The sequence below is a fragment of the Pedobacter sp. BG31 genome, assembly GCF_042464845.1.
Classification (GTDB): Bacteria; Bacteroidota; Bacteroidia; order Sphingobacteriales; family Sphingobacteriaceae; genus Pedobacter; species Pedobacter suwonensis.
Genome location: NZ_JBHNZK010000003.1, coordinates 98,451 through 120,379, shown reverse-complemented (window position 1 = coordinate 120,379; position 21,929 = coordinate 98,451). Strand labels below are relative to the sequence as shown.

Below are 21,929 nucleotides of genomic sequence, written 5' to 3'. Positions count from 1 at the left end.
ACAGTTTTTATTCTTTCTAAACTGTTTCTTTAAGGAGATTTAATAACATCGCTAAAGCCGAAGCGGCAGAACGTTCGATGTTTTGAATCCGTTTGTTACTGAAATTAAACACCTTAGCTACCGTTTTGTGTTTTGAAGAAACTGCAATCCAAACCGTACCAACCGGTTTTTCTTCTGTCCCACCGTCCGGACCCGCAATACCACTTACTGCAAGTGCATAATCCGTTTTGAAATGTTTAATTGCTCCTTCCGCCATTTCAGTTACGGTTTCTTCGCTTACTGCACCGAAATTGTTTAAAGTGCTTTCTTTTACACCCAGAATGGATTCCTTAAGTTCGTAGGCATATGCAACTGCCCCGCCCCAATAAACTGATGAAGATCCGGGATGCTGCGTAATTAAATGTGCAATATATCCGCCAGTACAACTTTCGGCTGTTGATAAAGTGACCCCTTTACTTTTCATCAGATCCAGAATCGCTTTTTCCATGGGAATATCTTCATCCGTTACCACAAACTTATTCACTTTAGAAATGATCTGCCCGGCGTAATTCTCAACTTCTTTATTCAATTCTGCTTCGTTATGGCCTTTGGCCGATAAGCGTAAGCGAACTTGTCCCAATTTTGGCAGATATGCGAGTTTGATATGTGTCGGCAGGTTATCCTCTATTTCTTCAATCTCTTTGGCCAGAAATGATTCTCCGATATTTGCCGTAAGAATAGTTTTGTGTACAATAAACGGCAGCTTAAATCGCTTTGTAATCCTTGGAAGAATCTCCTCATCCATGAGATACATCATCTCATAAGGTACGCCTGGCATTGATACAAAAATCGTATTGTTTTGTTCAAACCACATACAGGGCGCAGTACCATTTTTATTAACAATAACGTCACAACCATCGGGGACATCGGCTTGCTGTATATTGATATCCAATAACGGGCGCTTATATTTTTCGAAAATCTGACGGACCATTTCCAATGCAGCGGGGTCATTGCGGAAGCCCATATTAAAATACTTTGCCAAAGTTTTTTTAGTAATGTCATCTTTGGTTGGTCCCAGGCCACCGGTAATTAATATCAAATCTGCGCGTTTCTCAGCAAGTTCGAGTGCTTCTAAAATATGCTGTTCGTCATCAGAAACCGAGGTAATCTGCTTAACGGCAACCCCAATTAAATTTAACTGTTTAGCCATCCATGCAGAATTGGTATCAACGATCTGGCCAATGAGTATCTCATCTCCAATGGTAATAATTTCGGCTAGCATAAATTTATCGGTATGTGTTGTAAAAACCCTGTCTTTTGCTCAATTTTAAGTCCTGTAATATAGATGCCTTAACCTTTATGGTTACGGAATAACTTTTATAAGCACCATACGGAACCCAGTTTACACTCATATCCCAGCAATGTAAATCGCGGTAAATAGCCAAATTCATAGGCGTTAAACCATTGTTCTTAAAATCGTATCCTGAATTAAAGGTAATCTTCCATTTTGGTGTTAAATTAACATCGCCATTAAAGTTTAATGTATTCGAAACGGTATTAATGTTTCCATCATTTGAATATTGAAAACTGTAGGAGAATGAAAAATTCCAGGGAATGTTAAAATCAACGAATGCATTCGGATCGCGGCTGATCGCGGCTAACTGCTCAGACTGTATATCTGTTAGCCCCTTCTTGTTGGCCGCCGCCCCTAACTTGTCATTAGCCTCATTTTTACGTTTCAAAGCCTCCGGATTTAAACTGTAGTCGAATGAAAAACCAAAATTGGCCAGGCGCGGCAAAAATTTACCACTTTGCCAGAAATAACGATCTTGTCTGATCCGGCGTGTAGAACCTGGTATGGTATCGGCCGCTAGCGAATATGGATCTAACGTTCCGTTATAGTTTATCCCTAATTTATCAGTGAACTGAGACCGTCCGCTAAAACCAATTGTAGACAACTTATAAGATGTAGCCAGGAAATTATACGAGCCACTAAAACTCAAACCTTGAATGATCGGAATTTTTTTAGAACCTGTTCCGGTTGTATCATTCTTATTCCTCACCTTTAATTCTACCGTATTATCCAGGCCAAAACCGATAGATGCATTAGGACCGCCAAACGAGCCTTGCTGCGCCATGCCATCAAAAATAGAATATTTTAAAGGCTGTCCACTGGTATAAATCTGATTTCCATTCTGATCTATTGCCGGTCGGAAAGGTCCGGCACCTGCTTTTGTAAAATCTGGTGAATAAGAAAAAGATACGTTTGGCGTCATTACATGACGCAATGCCTGAATCTTACCTGCAGGATTAAAATCCCTTCTGCCATATATTTTCGTCGACATACTTGTTGATAAGCTATAACTACCGGCTCTTTTAAAACCACTAACGGTATCTTCCCTAAAAGAAAAAGTATTATCGGCAAAACTCGTATATCTTCTGTTCACACTCTGAAAATTCCATACCTCGTTATAGGTGCCGCCCAAACTAAAATTAAGGTATTTCAGGGCCGTAAACGACATATTTAAAGGTATACTGTGTGCGAAACCACTTCTCAGCCGTTTTAAACCATCATTTTGAAACAGCAAACTATCAAAAGTGTCGATACGGTTTGTTCCTTGTAAACTATAACCCACTGTAATTTTTTGATACCATTTTTGTTCGCCAACAGCGCTTTTAGAACTAAACGGATTAAAAGTAGGCACGTTAAAGGTCATTTCCGGCAGTCTGAGCGATATTGCCCTGGTACTTAAGGTCTGATCACTTGATGCAGCCAAAGAGAAATTCATACCGTTTGAATAGGCCTTTGCATAACTGATGCTACTACTTGTTGAATTAGTGGCGATGGTATTAATATCATAAGTAGTCCCAGCTGCTGTATTTCTATAATATCCCTTTCTTCCTGTTGAAACGAGCCTTACACTTGCGCTGAACGTTGTACCTGGGTTAGCATTGGCATTTTGACTGTGGCTCCAGTTAATACTGAAGTTTTTGGTCGGATTGTTAAATGCATCAGTCCCTTCCAAACCATCTTTAAAGCTAGCGTAAGCCAGATTAATATTACCATTAAACTTGTATCTTTTGGTGTAGTTACTGAGCAAACTTGTTTCATAAGAACCATTGGTATAAATAGAACCGAGAAGTTTAGCATCCCAATAATCATTTAATCCGAGATAGTACCCCCCGTTTTGCAAGAAAAAGCCCCTCGTTGCGTCTTCACCCGGTGTAGGCAGGATAACGCCCGACGTTCGTTTATTCGGTTTAGGAAAAAATGCAAATGGCAACCCCAAAAAGGTGGGAACATCTTCGATAATCATGTAAACCGGACCGGTAATGATCTGTTTTTCTGTTACTACCCCTTTAGAAATCATCAACCCAAAATGCGGATGAGGAAGGTTACAGGTACTGTACATCACGTTTTTAACGTGTAGTTCATCATCTATCTGCTTTTTACTTTGCCCACCGGAGAAAAAGCCGCCCTCCTGTTCAGAAAAAACGCCGTACACTTTGGCCCGGGTTGTTTCTGAATTGTAAAAAATAGAATCGGCAATCGCAGTACCTTCAGCACCCGATTTAAAGATGGGTTTTCCGGTATACCTACCGGTTTTTGGATCTTTAACACCACGGGCATAAATAGAATTTTGCTTTTTATCATATTTGATATAAGCCGCATCCAGCTCAAAATCACCATATACCACCCTTGCGTTTCCATACAAATAGACAATGCTTTTGTCAGCACTCATTTTAACGGAATCTTCGGCTTTGTATTCAACCTTCTGGTCGATACTACTATTATTTTTACCTGTCTTTTTAACTGAATCTTTTTTGACAGTGTCTTGCTGAACGATCTGTTGCAATGAAAAACGAGAAAATGCGTTAGCTTTACTAACAACATGTGTTAATAAAATGACAGATATTAGAAAAATAGAGCTCTTGAGGGGTTTCAAATTCGTATTTGAATGTTATTTTTGCACAAATGTTTAATCAAAAACGTTCAAAATTAGTGAAAAATATACCATTGATGTATCTTAAATCCATTTTAACCATTATTATTTATCTGACGCTATCAAATTTAACTGATAATCAAGTGCTTGCACAGGGTTATAAAATTAAAACAATTGTGATAGATGCCGGTCACGGTGGTAAAGACGGTGCAACTCACGGGGTGTATTCAAAGGAAAAAGATGTGGCGCTTAAAACCGCGTTAAACCTTGGTCGTGCTCTTCAGGATAGCTTAAAAGATATAAAAGTGATTTATACCCGTGAGACTGATGTGTTTATTCCGCTTTATGAGCGGATCAACATCGCAAATAATGCAAAAGCAGATTTATTTATTTCCATTCACTTAAATGATATGCCGGTTAGGGTATCCAGAGTGGTAGATTATTATAAAAAAGTAAGAGGCAGAAAAGTACCGGTTTACCGTACGGTTACCTCTAAAAGTACTTCAACCAGGGGAACTGAAACTTTTGTGTCCGGAACGGGCCGTTTAGGGGAGCAGGATGAAGTGATAAAACGGGAAAATGCATCGATGTTTCTGGAAGAGAATTACCAGAAAAACTATGAGGGATTTATTGCGAATACCCCTGAAAGTGACATCATGTTATCCTTAATGAAACAAACCAACAGAGAAAGAAGTTTAAAGTTTGCATCATTGCTCCAACAGGAATATGTAAATGCCGGACGCATCAACAGAGGGGTACAGGAAAAAAGCCTTGCGGTATTGGCACGTGCAGCAATGCCAGCAGTATTAACTGAGATAGGTTTTGTGAGTAACCCTGAAGAAGAAGATTACATGAATTCTCCTGAGGGACAAAATGAAATTGTAAGTGGAATTGTTAAAGCAATTAAAAATTATAAACGTATAGCCGAAACATCATTTTAATAACGTGCCTGCATGAAGTTTAAACTGCTGATCACAATCATCTTATTTTCGTTACTGGCTGGTCAAAAAGCACCCGCTCAGGGCTATAAGATCAAAACAATTGTTATTGACCCCGGTCATGGCGGAAGAAAACCCGGTGCATCAGGTAGTTTTTCGAAAGAAAAAGATATAGCCCTGAAAGTAGCATTAAAATTAGGTGCGTTATTAAACGACGAAATGCCTGAAATTAAAGTCATTTTTACACGCAAAACCGATGTAGATGTTGATTTATACAAACGTGCAGAAATAGCTAATGAAGCCAATGCAGATCTTTTTATATCCATCCACTGTAATTCGATGCCGCCAGGCAACAAACATATCAAAGGGGTAGAAACACTTGTGGCGGGCTCTCACCGGTTAAAGGAACAAGATGCAGCCATCAGGGAAAATGCCGATATTAAATTGGAGAAGAATTACAAAAGTAAGTACGATGGTTATGATCCCAGTAACCCCAGCAGTTTTATTCTTTTTTCGCTTTTAAAAAATACCTTTAGAGACAAAAGCATTAAATTTGCCAAATTAATACAGAACAGTTACATCAAAAGGGATGAACGAATGAGCCGTGGGGTTAAAGAACAGGGAGTTTTAGTATTGCAACGCTGTGGTATGCCTGCCGTTTTAACAGAAGTAGGCTTTATTTCAAATACCGAGGAAGAAAAATATATTAACTCACAAAACGGGCAGAATGAGATTGCCAGTTCTATTTTAGAAGCCATAAAAACATACAAAAAAAATATTGAGGTTAAATAACTGGCATTATAAGTGATAGTTATCTTAACTTTGGAAAAATATAAAACAGATACCAAACAAATAGTGCCGCCTTTGTGTATTTATAGGGTTTGGTACAATAAAACATTTACGCTCTTGCAAGTGAAGAAGCGATACTTCAACACTTGTAACCATTAAATAAAACACTCATGAAGATTAAGAACGAAACCAAAGTAGGTATTTTAGCTGCATTTGCCATTGCTTTATTGATCATTGGATATAACTTTTTAAAAGGAAATTCAATTTTCTCAAATGAAACTACATTATTTGCAAAATACACAAGGGTTGATGGTTTAACGGTATCAAAACCTGTACTTATTAATGGTTATCAGATTGGCCGGGTAGCTAAACTGGAACTACAGGGAGATGGTAGCATTATTGCCACCTTAAGCATCAATAGCAAATATGAAATTCCTGAAAATAGTATTGCCCGTTTAGAAGGTACAGATTTGTTGGGAAGCAAAGCTATTGTAATGTCGTTAGGTGATTCGAAAAAAATGGCCGAAGACGGATACACTTTAAATGCCAATGTTGAAAAAGGCCTGATGGAACAGGTTCAACCGGTTCAAAAGAAAGCGGAGTTAATTATTGGTAAGATGGACTCTATTTTAAGTAGTGTGAATTCTATCCTAAATCCTAACTTCCAAAAAAATGTTGATAGAAGCTTTAATAGCATAGCGGGTACATTAGCATCTTTAGAAACAACTTCTAAAAAAGTTGATGGTTTGGTTGGTTCGGAAAGCGCCCGTATTGAAGCCATCTTCAAAAACGTTGAAGGTATTACGGCCAACTTAAATAACAACAATCAAAAAATAAGTGATATCTTAACGAATATCAATACCGTTACTGATAAGTTTGCAGCAGCTAACTTTAAACAGACTTTAGATAATGCAAATAATGCAATTGCTGATTTACAAAGCGTAATATCGGGAATTAAAAGTGGAAAAGGCAGTTTAGGCTTGTTATTGAATGACGATAAAATGTATCAGAATTTAAATAATGCTTCAAAAAATCTGGATGAACTGATGATCGATTTAAAAGCTAATCCTAAACGTTATGTTCACTTCTCTGTATTTGGTGGTGGTAATAAAAAAGACAAGTAATTTAATTTTATAATTCAGGAAGCCTTGCAGTGTAAATTGCGAGGCTTTTTTGTAGTTGAAATATATTATAGTTTACTCTTTTTTACCACAGCGTACACCAAGAATAAGCACAGCGTACAAGTGAAGCGGAATGTTCATCTGTCATACTGAACGCACCGAAGGATCTTAAAAACTTGAAATAGAGGTTAATATATAGTTTCCTGTTTTTTACCACAGAGCACATTGAGAATAACTACAGCGTGCCTCCCCTTTTTGTACGCTGTGGTTGAAAAATGCTTACAGCTGAAAAGTCCTGCCCTCAACAGCTAGCTCTGTATTTTCAAAAACAGATTGCGCTTCTTCAAAAAGCATTTGCAAAGTTTTATAACGTGAAGAAAAATGCCCGATGAGTAATTTCTTGGCTCCTGTAATTTTAGCAACCTCTCCTGCCTGTAAAGCAGTTGTGTGATGCGTTTCTTTAGCCCTTTCCAATAAATCGTGCATAAAAGTAGCCTCATGATACAAGGTATTGCAATCTTTTATGGTAGCAAAATAACTTTCATCAAATAAGGTGTCTGAACAGTAAGCATAGCAACGTGGTGCATCCGCTTCTGTCGTATAATCTTCACTACGTAAGATATCGCCATTTGGCAGCTCAACATCCATTCCTTTTTTTAAGGCCGTATAATAAGCCATCGGCACCTGATCAGTCTTCTCTTTTATCAACTTACGCTGACGCTTCTTTTGCTGAAATATAAAACCGGTAGTTGGAATGCGGTGGTTTAAAACAATCGTTTTAACTGTCAGATCACTGTTTTCGAATATCTGAATAGATTGATCAGCTTCAATTGGAAAAAATTCAATCGGGTACCTAAGTACGGTATCGGAGTATTTGAACTGGATTTCCAAAATCTCTAATAAAGGCTTAGGACCAAATATCTTTATCGGTTTTATCCGGCCGTTTAAATGTAAACTGGATAACAGTCCGATTAAACCAAAGTAATGATCACCATGCAAGTGACTGATGAAAATGTAATCTATACGCGCCGCTTTAAGATTATATTTAGCCAGTTGTTGTTGTGTGCCTTCACCACAATCTATCAGGTAATATTTTTCATTACAATTTAAAAGCTGTGCGGAGGGATTCCTGTTAAATACAGGTGTGGCGGAACTGCTTCCTAAAATTGTAACTTCAAATTTCATCATGATAATATATAAAAAGCCCCGTAGATTTTAGAAACTACGAGGCCAGAATGTTATTTAAATATTTTGTTATCTATCTCCTCTAAACTCTTTCTCCAACTCCTCCATAAAGATAAAATCAGTAGCCTCGTCTATTGTATTAACAAACATTACAGATTGAAATATGTTTGATAATTCGACAATCGACGCCAGCTCATCGTTAATTCCAGTTACAATAAATAATCCGCCTGCCGATTTACAAAGCCTGTCGCCGGCAAGTAAACAGCTTAGATCCTGTGCATCATTACATTCGGTAACAGCACTTAAATCGACAACTATATTTTTAAATCCCTCTGCATTAAGCAAGTAGAATTCTGCTTTCAAACCCGGGGCATTATCATTTGTAAACTTATTTTCCTCTAACTTTAAGGTTACATATTTATCGTGTTTATCTACTGAAAATTTCATCGCTCTCTTCTCTTTATTTTACTAATGTATAAATTTCTTTCGGATTTAAAGTGTTTCCAAAGCCTTTAAAACGTTGGTTTCAATTCGGCTTGAGATTGCATCAGCATCAGCTTTTATAAAGTGCTCTCCTACAATTTTTTCATACAGTTCGATATAACGCTCCGAAATAGAATGCACAATTTCATTCGTCATTTCCGGAACTACCTGACCATCCTTACCTTGAAATCCGTTTTCAATTAACCACTTACGTACGAATTCTTTTGAAAGCTGTTTTTGTGGCTCATTCCGATCCTGACGTTCCTGATATCCTTCTGCATAGAAATAACGTGATGAATCAGGTGTATGAATTTCGTCAATCAGATAGATTACACCATCGGCCTTGCCAAATTCGTACTTCGTATCAACCAAAATCAGTCCGCTTTTTGCCGCGATTTCAGTTCCACGTTGGTAAAGCGCATAGGTGTATTGTTCTAACTGCTCATAATCTGCTACAGAAACAATTCCTTTTGCCAATATATCTTCCTTCGAAATATCTTCATCGTGGCCAACAGCAGCTTTGGTGGTCGGGGTAATAATGGGCTGAGGCAATTTATCATTTTCTTTTAATCCATCAGGTAAAGAAACACCACAAACAGACCGTTTTCCGGCACTGTATTCACGCCAGGCATGACCAGCTAGATAACCTCTGATGACCATTTCTACCTTAAACGGCTCACAGATACGGCCAATGGTAACCATTGGATCTGGCACTGACAAAACCCAATTTGGTACAATATCCTGTGTAGCGGCCAAAAACTTGGCTGCGATCTGATTTAAAACCTGTCCTTTAAATGGAATAGCTTCTGGCAATACCACATCAAATGCCGAGATCCGGTCTGATACTACCATTACCATAAACTGATCAGCTATGGTATACACATCGCGAACCTTACCTTTGTAAAAATTGCTCTGATTTGGGAAATTAAAATGGGTTTCTTTAAGTGCTTTCATGAGGCCGTAAAAATAGGAAAAAAGTAGGAAACTCCGAAGACCGGAATAGGACGACAAAAGTTGTAACAATAAAAAAGTCCGAAGTATTTCTAATGAAAGATTTAAACTTCGGACCCCAATTTCCAGACCTCTGACTTCCGGACCTAACTATTGGATATCACCGTAAGCTTTCAAAATATCTTTAACCAGTTTATGCCTTACTACGTCTTCCCCGCTTAAATAAATTATATCTATTCCTTTAATATCTTCTAAAATTCTTAAGCCATTAAACAAACCCGACATCTGCTTCTTAGGTAAGTCTACCTGGGTAACATCGCCGGTAACGATAAATTTAGCTGTTGGTCCCATACGGGTTAAAAACATCTTTAACTGCATATCGGTTGCGTTCTGCGCCTCGTCAAGTATCACAAAGCAATTATCAAGGGTACGCCCCCGCATAAATGCCAGCGGAGCAATTTCTATCGTACGGTTTTCAATGTAAAATTTCAGTTTTTCTGCCGGAATCATATCATCCAATGCATCGTAAAGGGGACGTAGATAAGGATCGATTTTCTCTTTTAAATCACCTGGTAAAAAACCAAGATTCTCCCCTGCTTCCACCGCAGGCCTGGTGAGAATAATCCGTTTAATTTCTTTATTTTTCAATGCCCTTACAGCTAAAGCTACTGCAGTATAGGTTTTTCCGGTACCCGCCGGACCAATGGCAAATAAAATATCGTTTTTAGCGATACTGTTTACCATTTTACGTTGATTTGCCGTTCTGGCTTTTACCAACAGACCGTTCGTACCGAAAACAATTACTTCCCCGCCCCCACCTAAAGGTTGTTCTGTATCTTTTTTTGCAACGCCCGAAGCCTTTGCTCCAAGTATGTTTTCTACATCATTATTGCTTAGCGAGCTGTATTTTTCGAGGTGCGCAACCAGTTGATTAAACTTCTCTTCGAAAGCCTTAAGTTCCTGTTCATCACCGAGAACCTTAACATCACTACCTCTCGCAACCAATTTTAACTTCGCGAAAGCACCTTTAATCATTTCGTAATTCTCATTGTTCGCCCCCCAAAAGTGAGCAGGATTTACGCTATCCAGGGTTAATTTTAATTCGTTCAAATTGTAGTATTTTAAAAAGTTATCGGGGTATATTAATTAAAATTTGAATATTTGCAGACGCTTAGGCCTGTACACAAGAATAAGCAATAATAATGAATTTTTAATGGGGATAATTACTTTAACAACAGATTTAGGTTCAAAAGACTTTTACCAGAGCGCCCTTAAAGGTAGTCTGTTGAGTCTGATGCCTAATGTTAATTTAGTTGATATTACCCACGAAGTACCCTCATTCAATATATCATACGCGGCCTTCGTTTTAAAAAATGCTTATCCCTACTTCCCAAAGAATACCGTACACCTGATCGGTATAGACTCAGTATATAGCGAAAACACCAAGTACATTGCCGTAAAACACAGTGATCACTTTTTTGTAGGTGCTGATAATGGAATCTTCTCACTTCTTTTCGATGAGGCTCCGGAGGATGTGGTGGAGCTGAACATTATGCAGGATTTGAAATACCTGCACTTCCCCCTGGTGGATATTTTTGTTAAGGCAGCAACGCATCTGGCCAAAGGTGGCAAACTGAAAGACATTGGTTTACCTGTAGCTGAGATTGAGCAAAAGATGCTTTTACATCCTGTTATTGAACAGAATATGATACGTGGGAGTGTAGTTTATATTGATACTTTTTGCAATGTGATTACCAACATCACCAAAGATCTTTTTACCAAAATACAGAAAAACAGGGACTTCACTTTATATTTTAGAAAAAGTGAAACGATCACGCAGTTAAGCTGGCATTATAACGAAGTGCAGGAAGGCGAAAAACTTTGCCTGTTCGGAATTAGTAACCATTTGGAGATCGCCATCAATAAGGGCAAAGCAAGTGGCTTGTTAGGCTTACATTTAGGCGATATTGTGAGGGTTGAGTTTCATTCTTAGCAAGCTGAAAGACCAAAGCGAAAATATAAAAGAAACAACTCAGATCAATAGACATTAAATTATAGTCATTTCGAGTTGAGCAAAGCGAGTGACGAGAGCCAAGTAAGTGCTCAGCGAAGCTTAATTTACTGCAGGAATTATTTTTAAATAGATTTTTAACCGCTTTTACGGGCAGGCATTCGTTTCATTCCAATCGAGATGACAAATATTTTTGGCGCTTTGTATCACCATTGAACAAATGGCTGGTGAACCATTGTACCAATCAAAACAACTTCTATCCTTTTCGCGTTTATAGCAAATGAAGAAATATGTTTACCTGCTCTCGGTTATCTTGTTTAGTCTGGAAGCTTTCGCCCAACAGGATTCTGCAGCTTATGCAGCGCAACGGGTTAAAGTAAATGCTTTGCTTCAAGAGCGAAGTACAAAATTTGGTCAATATGATGAAAGTTTAACACGACGATCAGGTATTTTTGGCTGGCAAACGAAGAAAGATATTAAAAATTCAAATGAAATTCTTCGACAAGTGGTATTGACCGATAATAATATTTTTAAGGAGTTAAAAATATTAATGGATTATAAAGACCTGCAGAATCAGCAAAAAGTGGCCGTCGCAGATCATTCTCAAGAGCGGATCGAGGCTTACATGCATACCATTAAAAAATTGCAGGATCAGAATGCACAGCTTAAAGAAGATTTAGCGAAAAATAATAAAGGTAGTCTATCAACCTACATCATTGCATTCCTGATTTTGGTAATGGCAGGCGGCTTTTATTTCTTCAACAAGAAACTACAGCGATATAAAAGGTATGAAAAAAGCACTGTTTAAAGCCCTTGTCAAAATCAACAATGCCATTTTGCCAGGTTTTTATAAAAAAGATTCAAATAAGTTAAGCAAATGGGAAAAGGCTATTATTGGTTATCGTTATTGGGTATTAACGAAAGCGTTAGATTAAAAAAGACCAATCCGAGATTGGTCTTTTTATAAGTTCGTCATGCTGATCAGATAGCTACCGGATTCATTTCAGCATCTGTTCTGAAAAGCCCCTGAACCAAGTTCAGGGTGACGGCAACAAGCTTTATTTCTTAAAATGTTCAATAATCAAAGTAGCCAGTTCTGTACCAATACGTTCCTGGGCTTCGTTTGTAGAGGCACCGATGTGCGGTGTTAACGAAATTTTTGGATGGGTTAGAATTTCAGCTAACGGCGTAGGTTCGTTATCAAAAACGTCTAAACCAGCAAAAGAAACCTGACCAGCATTAAGCGCTTCAATTAAAGCCGGCTCATCAATTGTTCCACCTCGGGAACAGTTTACAATACCAACGCCTTTTTTCATTTTAGCAAATTCTTCAGCACCTAAAATAGGCTTGTCAGCAAATGGCGTGTGCAAACTCAGGAAATCACTTCCGGTGATTACTTCCTCTAAAGAAACCGTCTTAATCGGGATACTTACTGACTTTCCACCTTGAAATTCTAATGTGATTTCTGATTCTGAAGGATATAAATCATAAGCCAGAACATTCATCCCCAGGCCTAAAGCTACTTTTGCAGTGGCACGGCCAATACGGCCAAAACCGATAATACCTATGGTTTTACCGCTTAACTCCGTTCCTTTAGCGTAAGCTTTTTTAAGGTTGTTAAACTGTGTTGCGCCTTCAACAGGCATTTTACGGTTGGCATCCTGTAAAAATCTGATACCGGTAAATAAGTGTGAGAATACTAATTCAGCAACTGACAAAGAAGAAGCAGCTGGTGTATTTACTACTGCAACACCTTTACTGCGTGCATATTCTACATCAATATTATCCATACCAACGCCACCTCTGCCAATTAATTTAATATTGGGTACGGCATCAATCAGTTCTTTTCTAACTTTTGTCGCACTGCGCACCGTAATGGCATCATAGTTTTTTAAAGCTTCAGCTAATTGATCTTGCGCAATGGTTTCCGTATCAACCTGAAAACCTGCCTTTTCTAATAATTCTTTTCCGATCGGATCAATTCCGTCGTTTGCTAATATTTTAATCATTTTATATATGATGGCACAGATTAAAACGATTACACCGATTGAATAATCATGGTAATCTTCTGCGGTTAAAATTTAAACTAATTTGCTTTTGCTTGTTTTTCTTCAAATGATTGCATGGCATCAATTAAAGCGTGTACGCTTGTAATTGGTAGGGCATTATACATTGATGCACGGAAACCACCCACACTTCTGTGGCCTTTAATACCCACAATTCCTTGCTCCTCGGCATACTTTAAAAATGGTTTTTCCAGCTCCGGATTTTCCATTACGAAACAAACATTCATTCTAGAGCGGTCTTCAACAGCACAAGTTCCTTTAAATAAGGAATTGCGGTCGATCTCCCTGTAAAGTGCTTCCGCTTTTTGTTTATTTTCTTTCTCAATTTCAGCTACACCACCTTTGGATTTTAACCAGCGTAAGTTTAATAAAGCAACGTAAATAGAAAAAACCGGAGGCGTATTGTACATCGAGGCATTATCAATATGTGATTGATAATTCAACATCGAAGGAATTTTACGGTCGATTTTACCTAAAACCTCATTTTTTACTATAGCAATGGTTAAGCCTGCCGGACCTACATTTTTTTGAGCACCTGCATAAATTAAATCAAATTTAGAAACATCGATTACGCGGCTCATGATATCAGAAGACATATCGCAAACCACTGGAATGTTTGTTTGAGGTACTTCAAAAAGCTCAGTTCCATAAATGGTATTGTTTGAGGTATAGTGGAAGTAAGCACTATCAGCAGGGATTTCAAAATCCTTTGGAATAAAGGTATAATTTGCATCCTTAGATGATGCCACTACATTTACATTACCGATAAATTTAGCTTCTTTCAATGCTTTGGTTGCCCAAACACCAGTATCTAAATAACTTGCTGTTTGTCCATCGCCCAATAAGTTCATCGGTACCATGGCAAACTGTAAACTTGCACCACCCTGTAAAAATAAAACGGAATAACCCGATGGCACATTTAATAATTCTTTTACCAACTTATCAGCTTCTGCAACAACTGCCTCAAATTCGGTTGTTCTGTGCGAAATCTCTAAAATCGATAATCCATCGTTAAAATCTAAAACAGCCTGAGCGGCTTGTTTAAACACTTCTTGAGGTAAAATACAAGGGCCTGCGCCAAAATTATGCTTCATCTTATTATATAATGTTTTATGGGCGTAAATGTAAAATTTTTAAAGCAGTTATGCTTATAAAATCGTTACCTAAAAAATTAAATTTTGTTAAAAAAAGCCTTCAAAACGATAGGTTTATTGCAGTTTTTACAATTAAACCGATTTATTTAAATTTTGCATATTTAGAGAGGTTTGACAGAAAAAATGTATCTCCGGCTTATAGAATTGAGCTTATAATTTCCCCGGCTAATTTTTTAATTTTACAATCAGCTTCAGGTTAAACTGCCTGCCTGTTAAATAATTTGGAATTGCATATTGAACATTATCTACATCTTTTAACCAAAGATACGATACTGTATTGTTAATATTCAGCATGTTAAAAACCTCGAAAAACAGAATTACGGCATTAAAATTTCTATCCAGAAATTTGGGTTTATGCAATGCTGCATCATCTAAAAAGTCTTTAGAAAAACCGATGTCTACCCGCTTGTAGGCAGGAACATAAAATTTATCCAAATACCTTGGTGTTTGCGACGGGCCTATTGGTAAACGTGAACCATAAACCGCATTGAGGTGAACTTTATAGGTTGGACTGTTCAAGAGCCTATCCTGAAAAAATATGGAGAAATTGACGCGTTGATCTGTTGGCCGTTTTAGATAACCTGGATAAATCGTGTTTCCATTCTGAACATAACTATCCCCGATAATATCTTCGTTTGCATGCATTACCGACATTCTGAAATAAGAAACCAGGTCTTTAACAAATTCGCCTCCAACGCTAAAATCAGCACCGTAAGCATAACCATGCGAAACTTCATTTGACAGGTATTTAATCCTTAAGTTATCTATTTTATATGGAATTAGCCGGTCAGAATATTTAAAATAAAACTCTGAAGTAAATTTCAACCGGGTTCCAAAACCGTCAAAAGCATAATCATAACCTATTGATGTATTATAAGAACGCTGCGCCTTTTGATTTATATTTAATATACCCGAAAAATCGCGGATGGTCCGGTACGACGGGGGCTGATGATAAATACCTGCAGTAAATCGTAATATTTTGTTGTTGGAATTTGGACGGTACGCAATTAACATTCTCGGACTGATCAGCAATTGTTTGCTTAAAGAGTTATAAGTAGCCCTGGCGCCCAATTGTAATTCCGCTAAACTGGAAAGGGAATAACTGTCCTGAATATAAGTGCTGTAATTTTTTATATCAATATTGTTTTTAACGTTAATGACAGTCTGTACAGTAATATCTTTCGAATAATTAGGCAAAATATATCCTGCAGAATCCGTATAGTTATACTCATTTAACTGATCGCCATACCTGGACTGGTCAAATTTCAGCCCCCATGAAAAAACATGACTGTTAAAATTCTGGTCAACTTTTATTTCAGAAGCAAAAACCTGAGTATTTAAACTGTTTCGGCCATAATTATAGTAACTGCCTATACCTCTGCTTTTGCTAACCTGTCCAAAGTTTTCACCATAAAAATTCTTATCTACCTCGGCAAAAACATAGCTTCCGTTAATATCGAAACGCTCGCGTTCAATGGTATTAAAATAACTGTTTATAAATTTAACCACTAAATTGGGTTTGGGCGAATAAGCAGCTGTAATGGCATTTCCAAAAGTTTGGTAATCGTCTATTTCCTGCCCGGTATAATCAACATCCAATTTCAGCGTGGTACTTAGCGTACCAAACTGTGTTTCGCGATTGGTAGGCAATAACTTAAACTGACCAATATTGAAATTGCTTAAAAAGCTGATGCTGAATTCAGGGGAAAAATCGTATTGATAAAGCACCTGCGCATCGGCATAATCAGGATTATAGCTTCCCTTTTCATCCTGCTTAATTAAAACACTGGTGTTATTCTTGTACCGCAAACCCGCCAATAGAAAACTGCGTTTAAATACCCGCTTAGTACTTAATGACGTATTTAATAAACTTGTACTCAATATGGTTTGATTACTATCTGGCTTTTCATACCGGATATCCAGAACAGAGGAAAGTTTGTCTCCATATTTTGCTTCGAAACCACCTGCTGAAAATCTCGCTTTACTCACCAGATCAGCATTGATAAAGCTTAACCCTTCCTGCTGCCCGTTACGGATCAATACAGGTCGGTTGATTTCCACATCATTAATATAAATCAGATTTTCATCAAAATTACCTCCGCGAACACTGTACTGAGCACTTAATTCATTATTTGTAGATACACCGGGCAGGGTTTTAAGCATGGTTTCAAAATTTCCGGAAACCAATGGAATGGAAGAGACATCGCCTATATTAATTGTAGTGGTATTGCTTAACTGGTTCTGTTTATTGGCAATATTGACCTGCTCCAATTCATTAATATTGGCAATTAAGCTAACCTGCCTGATAATTCGCGCACCGGAGCGCTCACTAAACTCAATTATTTGAGGCTGGTAGCCTAAAAGCGAATATTTGATACTAAATGTTTTCGATTTTGAATAAATCGTATAAACGCCAAATTCATCTGTAACGGTAGATTGTGCTTGCCCCACCACCGTTACAGTAACTTGTGCCAGGGGCAACTTTTCGTCACTATAAACTATTCCTGATACCCTAACCAAAGGTTGGGCTACAACAAAACTGCAACCGGTAACTAAAAGGAATAGAATAAGCCGAAATTTGAGCATTTTTAGTATCAAGCCGTAAGCGTATCGAGATAGAAGTATGAAGTATCAAGATAATAGTATCAAGTATCGAGATAATAGTATCGAGATAAAAGTATTAAGTATCAAGATAACTAAACCTCTTATCATTTGAACAATTTAGCAATTAAATGTTTATGCTAGTAATTAACTGTTGTTTCATTTCAGCAATCGTTTCTGTCGGATCATCTGTGGCAAAAATTGCATTTCCAGCTACAAAAGCATTGGCTCCTGCCGATACCAGTGCAGCAATATTCTGTAAGCCCACGCCACCATCAACCTCTATAATCAAGTTTTCATTTACACCCTGGATTAAAGTTTTTAAGTCCTTTATCTTTTTATAGGTATTGTGAATGAAGGCCTGTCCGCCAAATCCGGGATTAACCGACATAATTAACACCAGATCAAGATCTTCAATTACATCCTGAAGTAGTGTAACCGGTGTATGCGGATTTAAAGCTACACCTGCTTTACAACCTGAAGACCTAATTAACTGTATGGTTCTATGTAAATGCGTGCAGGCCTCATAATGAACCGTAATTCTATCCGCACCTGCCTTGGCAAATTCCTCAATGTATTTATCCGGCTCTACAATCATTAAATGTACATCCAATGGTTTAATGGCATGTTTTTTTACAGCCGCCATTACCGGAAAACCAAAAGAGATATTCGGAACGAAAACACCGTCCATTACATCAACATGAAACCAATCGGCATCACTTTGATTAATCATTTCAATGTCGCGCTGCAAATTGCCAAAATCTGCAGAAAGTATGGATGGGGCTATGATGTATTTCATTTAATCGTTTCTTAATTTTTTAATATTTTCTAATTCAATTATATCAATATGGTCTTTTGGGCGATTTGCAGCTTTCTTCGAATTAATTAATTGATTAATACGCAGAAAAGGAATTTCCAATTCATAAATTGTTGCTATAGATACATATTCTAAACACTTATCAAAACCAAATTCCTCCAAACCTTTCACAGTAGTCATGATATCCATCCGTAAACTATTATCCAAATAAAAATCCATCCAACCTGGAATAAAAACTAAAGTTTCTAAATTTTTGAAATCTCCCAAACCATACTCTTAAAATGCAGCTCGTAAATTCTGTCTGTTCTCAAGATTATCTTTAATCCAAATATCTATACGTCTGTTGTTCTATGGAAGCCATGCAAATTTGTTGCAACACCACCAATCATAATAAAACGAACATTATTATTCAGCAATGAACGCCACAATTTTAAAATCTCATCATCAAAAACATCCATTTATTATTCGATTTTTTTATGAGTAATTTTTGCAGATTTTAATATCATATTTAGCTTCATCAATCTTGCCATGGTGTGAAAACGCTCTGTATAAGTACTTGATAAGCCTTTTTTCAGTAAATCTTCTTCAGCCTTTTTATAATCAGCAATAGGCTCTTCAACGATGTGAATATCTTTTTTCATCTGTAATGCAAGTTACAAAATCATTGTTAAACAAAATAGCCATCAACAAAAAACCCTTTCAGTAACCTGAAAGGGCTTGTATTTGAGCTGCTGAAACAAGTTCAGCAAGCCGATTACCAATTAAGCTTTTGGCGCAGCTGGTTTTTCTGGTCTTGGCAATAAAACTTTACGTGAAAGTTTCATTTTACCTTGTTTATCGATGTCTAACAATTTAACTTCGATTTTATCACCTTCTTTCAATACACCGTCCATAGTTTCTAACCGCTCCCATGAAATTTCGGAGATGTGTAATAAACCATCTTTACCTGGCATTACTTCAACAAATGCACCAAACGGCATAATTGATTTTACTTTACCCTGGTAAATTTCACCTATTTCCGGTTTGGCAACAATATTACGGATACGGGTAACTGCTGCATCAATTGCCGCTTTGTTATCGGCAAATACTTCAACGATACCTTTACCGTCAACTTCTTCAATTGAGATGGTAGCTCCGGTTTCGCGTTGCATTTCCTGGATAATTTTACCTCCAGGGCCAATAATTGCACCAATGAATTCTTTATCAATAGTTAAAGAAACAATACGAGGTGCATGCGGTTTGTAATCCTCATTAGGCTGACTGATGGTTTTCTTCATCTCGTTTAAGATGTGTAAACGACCTTCTTTAGCCTGTAATAACGCTTTGGTTAATACTTCGTAAGATAAACCATTGATTTTTAAATCCATCTGGCAGGCAACAATACCATTTTCGGTACCGGTTACTTTAAAATCCATATCACCTAAGTGATCTTCATCACCTAAAATATCAGAAAGGATAGCATATTTACCCGTTTTTTCATCGGTAATCAAACCCATCGCGATACCAGAAACCGGTGCTTTTATTTTAATACCTGCATCCATCAGTGCCAATGTACCTGCACAAACAGTTGCCATTGATGATGAACCATTAGATTCTAAAATATCAGATACGACACGGATGGTGTAAGGATTTGCCTCGCCTTGAGGTAATACCTTTTTCAACGAACGCTGAGCGAGGTTACCGTGACCAATCTCGCGACGGCCAGCGCCTCTGTTTGGTCTGACTTCGCCAGTAGAGAAACCCGGGAAATTATAGTGTAACAAGAACTTCTGGTAGCCATTAAAGAAAGCACCATCAATCATTTGCTCATCATCTTTACCACCCAAAGTAACCGAAGTTAACGATTGGGTTTCTCCCCGCGTAAATACAGCTGAACCGTGTGCAGCAGGCAAATAACCCACTTCACTCCAGATCGGACGGATTTCGGTAGTCTTACGGCCATCTAAACGGATGCCTTCATCCAACAACAGGTTTCTGATCGCATCATACTGAACATCATGGTAATAATGTTTAGCCAATGCTTTGGTCAAATCGGCAGTATCTTCAGGCATGGCCTCAAAGAACTCGTTGATGATCGCTGTGAAACCTTCTTTACGCACATCCTTATTACCGCCAGCTTTAGCCACGGCATAAACTTTATCATAAGTATCAGCGTAAACCTTTGCTTTTAAATCAGCATCATGGTCTTCATGATTGTATTCACGTTTAACGGTTTTACCGGTTGCTTCGGTTAATTCAACCTGAATAGCGCATTGAACTTTAATCGCATCGTGTGCAAATTTTAAAGCTTCCACCATTTCATCCTCCTGAATTTCGTCGCATTCACCTTCCACCATACAGATGTCGTTGGCAGAACCTGCCACCATAAATTCAAGTGTTGCACGCTCTAAATCGCTGGCAAATGGATTGATTACCAGTTTACCATCAATTTTAGCCACACGTACTTCAGAAATTGGACCGTTGAAAGGAATATCAGAAACGGATAATGCAGCCGATGCGGCTAAACCCGCCAAACAATCTGGCATGATATTTTTATCAGCAGAGATTAAAGAAATCATTACCTGTGTATCGGCATGATAATCTGAAGGGAACTGTGGACGTAAGGCCCTGTCTACCAAACGGGAAATTAACACCTCATAATCAGATAATCTTGCCTCACGACGTAAAAAGCCACCTGGAATACGGCCGGTTGCCGCATATTTTTCCTGATAATCAACCGATAACGGTAAAAAATCAGTACCTGGTTTAGCACCAACAGTAGATACAACTGTTGCCAGTAACATGGTATCGCCCATTTTTACTACAACCGAACCATCTGCCTGTTTAGCCAGTTTACCTGTTTCAATTTCTACAATTCTACCATCGCCCAAATCGAACGATTTTTTTATTACATTCATTTAAAAATTATTGTGATCTGTTTTTCCTCTTTCGAACAGATCGGGTTTATATATTCGAATTTATTTATTATTTCTTAGTAAAATAGCCCCGGCGATTGCGCAAAGTCCAAAAAATGTACCTGCTCCATCGTTAATGTGAATACCTGTAAATGGTATGGATAGATATAATACAAAAAATAAAATCGCTGGTAAAAATAAAATTATTGCAATAATTTTAAGTAATCTATTTATGATCATTTTCAAATAACGTAAGAACGAAAAAAAGCCATTCCTTAAAGAATGGCTTTCGTTGATAAAATTCGCTTATTTTTGTTTAATGATATCACGAAGCGATAAAGCTTTGATGATAGCACGATAGCGCTCAATATCTTTTTTGTATAGGTAAGCCAAAATACCGCGGCGTTTACCTACCAATTTTTGAAGTGACAACTGTGTAGAGAAATCTTTGCGATTTTTCTTTAAGTGTTCTGTTAGGTGCGCAATACGGTATGTAAATAACGCTACCTGACCTTCTGCAGAACCAGTATTTGTTTCTACTTCGCCGTGTTGTTTAAAGATTTCGGCTTTCTTTTCTGAACTTAAATACATTCTTGAATAATATTAAAGCAATAAATTAATTAATTGTGGCGCAAAGATAATGCTATTTTTAATGATAAGCAAGCATGTTGTGCCAGAAATATTTATCTTTCTAAAATCCTTTTTTTTTATTTTAGATCGAATTTTAAAAACAGCTTAGCGATGCATAAACCTAAAACCCAAAATAATAATAAAATTTCACTTGATATAATTGTTGGTCTGTGCGCTATCGTAACCGGTATTTTTGCCATTATTATCACTTTATACCAAACAAGACTGCAAAAAAAACGCTGTTCAGGGGTATTGGCTTAAATAAATAGCCTCACGCTCCTCGATGATGGTTCGCATGGAATATTAATATTATATAACTTAAGCTTTCCCATTCTTCTGAAATATACAAAAAGCAAGTAATACTTG

At 37.5% G+C, this 21,929-nt stretch carries 21 protein-coding genes; 7 read left to right on the top strand and 14 right to left on the bottom strand.

Annotation, left to right across the window (positions count from 1 at the left end; translation table 11 throughout):
* Positions 1-16: 16 nt before the first annotated feature.
* The gene (locus ACFE6N_RS05665) at positions 17-1,261 is read right to left on the bottom strand and encodes a competence/damage-inducible protein A (RefSeq protein WP_378934643.1); all 1,245 of its coding nucleotides are present in this window, start codon (positions 1,259-1,261) and stop codon (positions 17-19) included.
* Between the two features lie 4 nt (positions 1,262-1,265).
* Positions 1,266-3,836, bottom strand: coding sequence for a putative LPS assembly protein LptD (locus tag ACFE6N_RS05660; protein ID WP_244278696.1), 2,571 nt, complete (start codon positions 3,834-3,836; stop codon positions 1,266-1,268).
* A gap of 164 nt (positions 3,837-4,000) precedes the next feature.
* Here ACFE6N_RS05660 and ACFE6N_RS05655 point away from each other — a divergent pair, with 164 nt between their 5' ends.
* From ACFE6N_RS05655 to ACFE6N_RS05645, 3 genes are all read left to right on the top strand, one after another.
* The gene (locus tag ACFE6N_RS05655) at positions 4,001-4,864 is read left to right on the top strand and encodes an N-acetylmuramoyl-L-alanine amidase (RefSeq protein WP_145861545.1); all 864 of its coding nucleotides are present in this window, start codon (positions 4,001-4,003) and stop codon (positions 4,862-4,864) included.
* A 12-nt stretch (positions 4,865-4,876) separates the two neighbouring features.
* A complete protein-coding gene (locus ACFE6N_RS05650) occupies positions 4,877-5,653 on the top strand; it encodes an N-acetylmuramoyl-L-alanine amidase (protein ID WP_378934640.1) in 777 nt (258 codons plus the stop codon).
* 167 nt (positions 5,654-5,820) lie between these two features.
* Positions 5,821-6,774 (top strand): MlaD family protein, encoded by a 954-nt coding sequence (locus ACFE6N_RS05645; RefSeq protein WP_090979618.1) that lies wholly within the window; start codon positions 5,821-5,823, stop codon positions 6,772-6,774.
* Positions 6,775-7,050: 276 nt separating this feature from the next.
* On the opposite strand, the gene ACFE6N_RS05640 is transcribed toward ACFE6N_RS05645, so the two are convergent.
* From ACFE6N_RS05640 to ACFE6N_RS05625, 4 genes are all read right to left on the bottom strand, one after another.
* Positions 7,051-7,956: a ribonuclease Z gene (locus tag ACFE6N_RS05640; protein ID WP_378935022.1), complete on the bottom strand. Its 906-nt coding sequence runs from the start codon at positions 7,954-7,956 to the stop codon at positions 7,051-7,053.
* Between the two features lie 69 nt (positions 7,957-8,025).
* On the bottom strand, positions 8,026-8,403 hold the full coding sequence (locus tag ACFE6N_RS05635) for an STAS domain-containing protein (RefSeq protein WP_090979622.1): 378 nt from the start codon (positions 8,401-8,403) through the stop codon (positions 8,026-8,028).
* Between the two features lie 45 nt (positions 8,404-8,448).
* Positions 8,449-9,393 carry a phosphoribosylaminoimidazolesuccinocarboxamide synthase gene (locus tag ACFE6N_RS05630; protein ID WP_378934638.1) on the bottom strand — a complete coding sequence of 315 codons (945 nt, stop codon included), beginning with the start codon at positions 9,391-9,393 and terminating at the stop codon, positions 8,449-8,451.
* Between the two features lie 147 nt (positions 9,394-9,540).
* The gene (locus tag ACFE6N_RS05625; protein WP_378934636.1) at positions 9,541-10,500 is read right to left on the bottom strand and encodes a PhoH family protein; all 960 of its coding nucleotides are present in this window, start codon (positions 10,498-10,500) and stop codon (positions 9,541-9,543) included.
* Positions 10,501-10,603: 103 nt separating this feature from the next.
* Between ACFE6N_RS05625 and ACFE6N_RS05620 the strand changes: the two genes are divergently transcribed.
* The 3 genes from ACFE6N_RS05620 (at position 10,604) to ACFE6N_RS05610 (ending at position 12,336) form a co-directional block, all read left to right on the top strand.
* A complete protein-coding gene (locus ACFE6N_RS05620; RefSeq protein WP_378934634.1) occupies positions 10,604-11,383 on the top strand; it encodes an S-adenosyl-l-methionine hydroxide adenosyltransferase family protein in 780 nt (259 codons plus the stop codon).
* 298 nt (positions 11,384-11,681) lie between these two features.
* On the top strand, positions 11,682-12,209 hold the full coding sequence (locus tag ACFE6N_RS05615; RefSeq protein WP_378934632.1) for a hypothetical protein: 528 nt from the start codon (positions 11,682-11,684) through the stop codon (positions 12,207-12,209).
* Positions 12,190-12,336: a hypothetical protein gene (locus ACFE6N_RS05610; RefSeq protein WP_378934630.1), complete on the top strand. Its 147-nt coding sequence runs from the start codon at positions 12,190-12,192 to the stop codon at positions 12,334-12,336. Before ACFE6N_RS05615 ends, ACFE6N_RS05610 begins: the two co-directional genes overlap by 20 nt.
* A gap of 123 nt (positions 12,337-12,459) precedes the next feature.
* On the opposite strand, the gene ACFE6N_RS05605 is transcribed toward ACFE6N_RS05610, so the two are convergent.
* The 8 genes from ACFE6N_RS05605 to rpsO all read right to left on the bottom strand — a co-directional run bounded on the left by ACFE6N_RS05605 (position 12,460) and on the right by rpsO (position 21,524).
* The gene (locus ACFE6N_RS05605) at positions 12,460-13,410 is read right to left on the bottom strand and encodes a D-2-hydroxyacid dehydrogenase (RefSeq protein ID WP_186462395.1); all 951 of its coding nucleotides are present in this window, start codon (positions 13,408-13,410) and stop codon (positions 12,460-12,462) included.
* A 77-nt stretch (positions 13,411-13,487) separates the two neighbouring features.
* On the bottom strand, positions 13,488-14,561 hold the full coding sequence (gene serC / locus ACFE6N_RS05600) for a 3-phosphoserine/phosphohydroxythreonine transaminase (protein ID WP_378934628.1): 1,074 nt from the start codon (positions 14,559-14,561) through the stop codon (positions 13,488-13,490).
* 225 nt (positions 14,562-14,786) lie between these two features.
* Positions 14,787-17,207, bottom strand: a complete 2,421-nt coding sequence (locus ACFE6N_RS05595; protein ID WP_378934626.1) for a carboxypeptidase-like regulatory domain-containing protein — start codon at positions 17,205-17,207, stop codon at positions 14,787-14,789.
* A 142-nt stretch (positions 17,208-17,349) separates the two neighbouring features.
* Positions 17,350-18,021 (bottom strand): ribulose-phosphate 3-epimerase, encoded by a 672-nt coding sequence (gene rpe, locus ACFE6N_RS05590; protein WP_378934624.1) that lies wholly within the window; start codon positions 18,019-18,021, stop codon positions 17,350-17,352.
* Positions 18,022-18,306, bottom strand: a complete 285-nt coding sequence (locus tag ACFE6N_RS05585; RefSeq protein ID WP_378934622.1) for a hypothetical protein — start codon at positions 18,304-18,306, stop codon at positions 18,022-18,024. It abuts the gene before it with no gap.
* A 194-nt stretch (positions 18,307-18,500) separates the two neighbouring features.
* On the bottom strand, positions 18,501-18,680 hold the full coding sequence (locus ACFE6N_RS05580) for a hypothetical protein (RefSeq protein ID WP_090979639.1): 180 nt from the start codon (positions 18,678-18,680) through the stop codon (positions 18,501-18,503).
* A gap of 120 nt (positions 18,681-18,800) precedes the next feature.
* Positions 18,801-20,936: a polyribonucleotide nucleotidyltransferase gene (gene pnp / locus ACFE6N_RS05575; RefSeq protein ID WP_378934620.1), complete on the bottom strand. Its 2,136-nt coding sequence runs from the start codon at positions 20,934-20,936 to the stop codon at positions 18,801-18,803.
* A gap of 303 nt (positions 20,937-21,239) precedes the next feature.
* The gene (gene rpsO / locus ACFE6N_RS05570; RefSeq protein WP_090979643.1) at positions 21,240-21,524 is read right to left on the bottom strand and encodes a 30S ribosomal protein S15; all 285 of its coding nucleotides are present in this window, start codon (positions 21,522-21,524) and stop codon (positions 21,240-21,242) included.
* Between the two features lie 33 nt (positions 21,525-21,557).
* Between rpsO and ACFE6N_RS05565 the strand changes: the two genes are divergently transcribed.
* Positions 21,558-21,824 carry a hypothetical protein gene (locus ACFE6N_RS05565; RefSeq protein WP_378934618.1) on the top strand — a complete coding sequence of 89 codons (267 nt, stop codon included), beginning with the start codon at positions 21,558-21,560 and terminating at the stop codon, positions 21,822-21,824.
* The last annotated feature ends 105 nt before the right edge of the window (positions 21,825-21,929 follow it).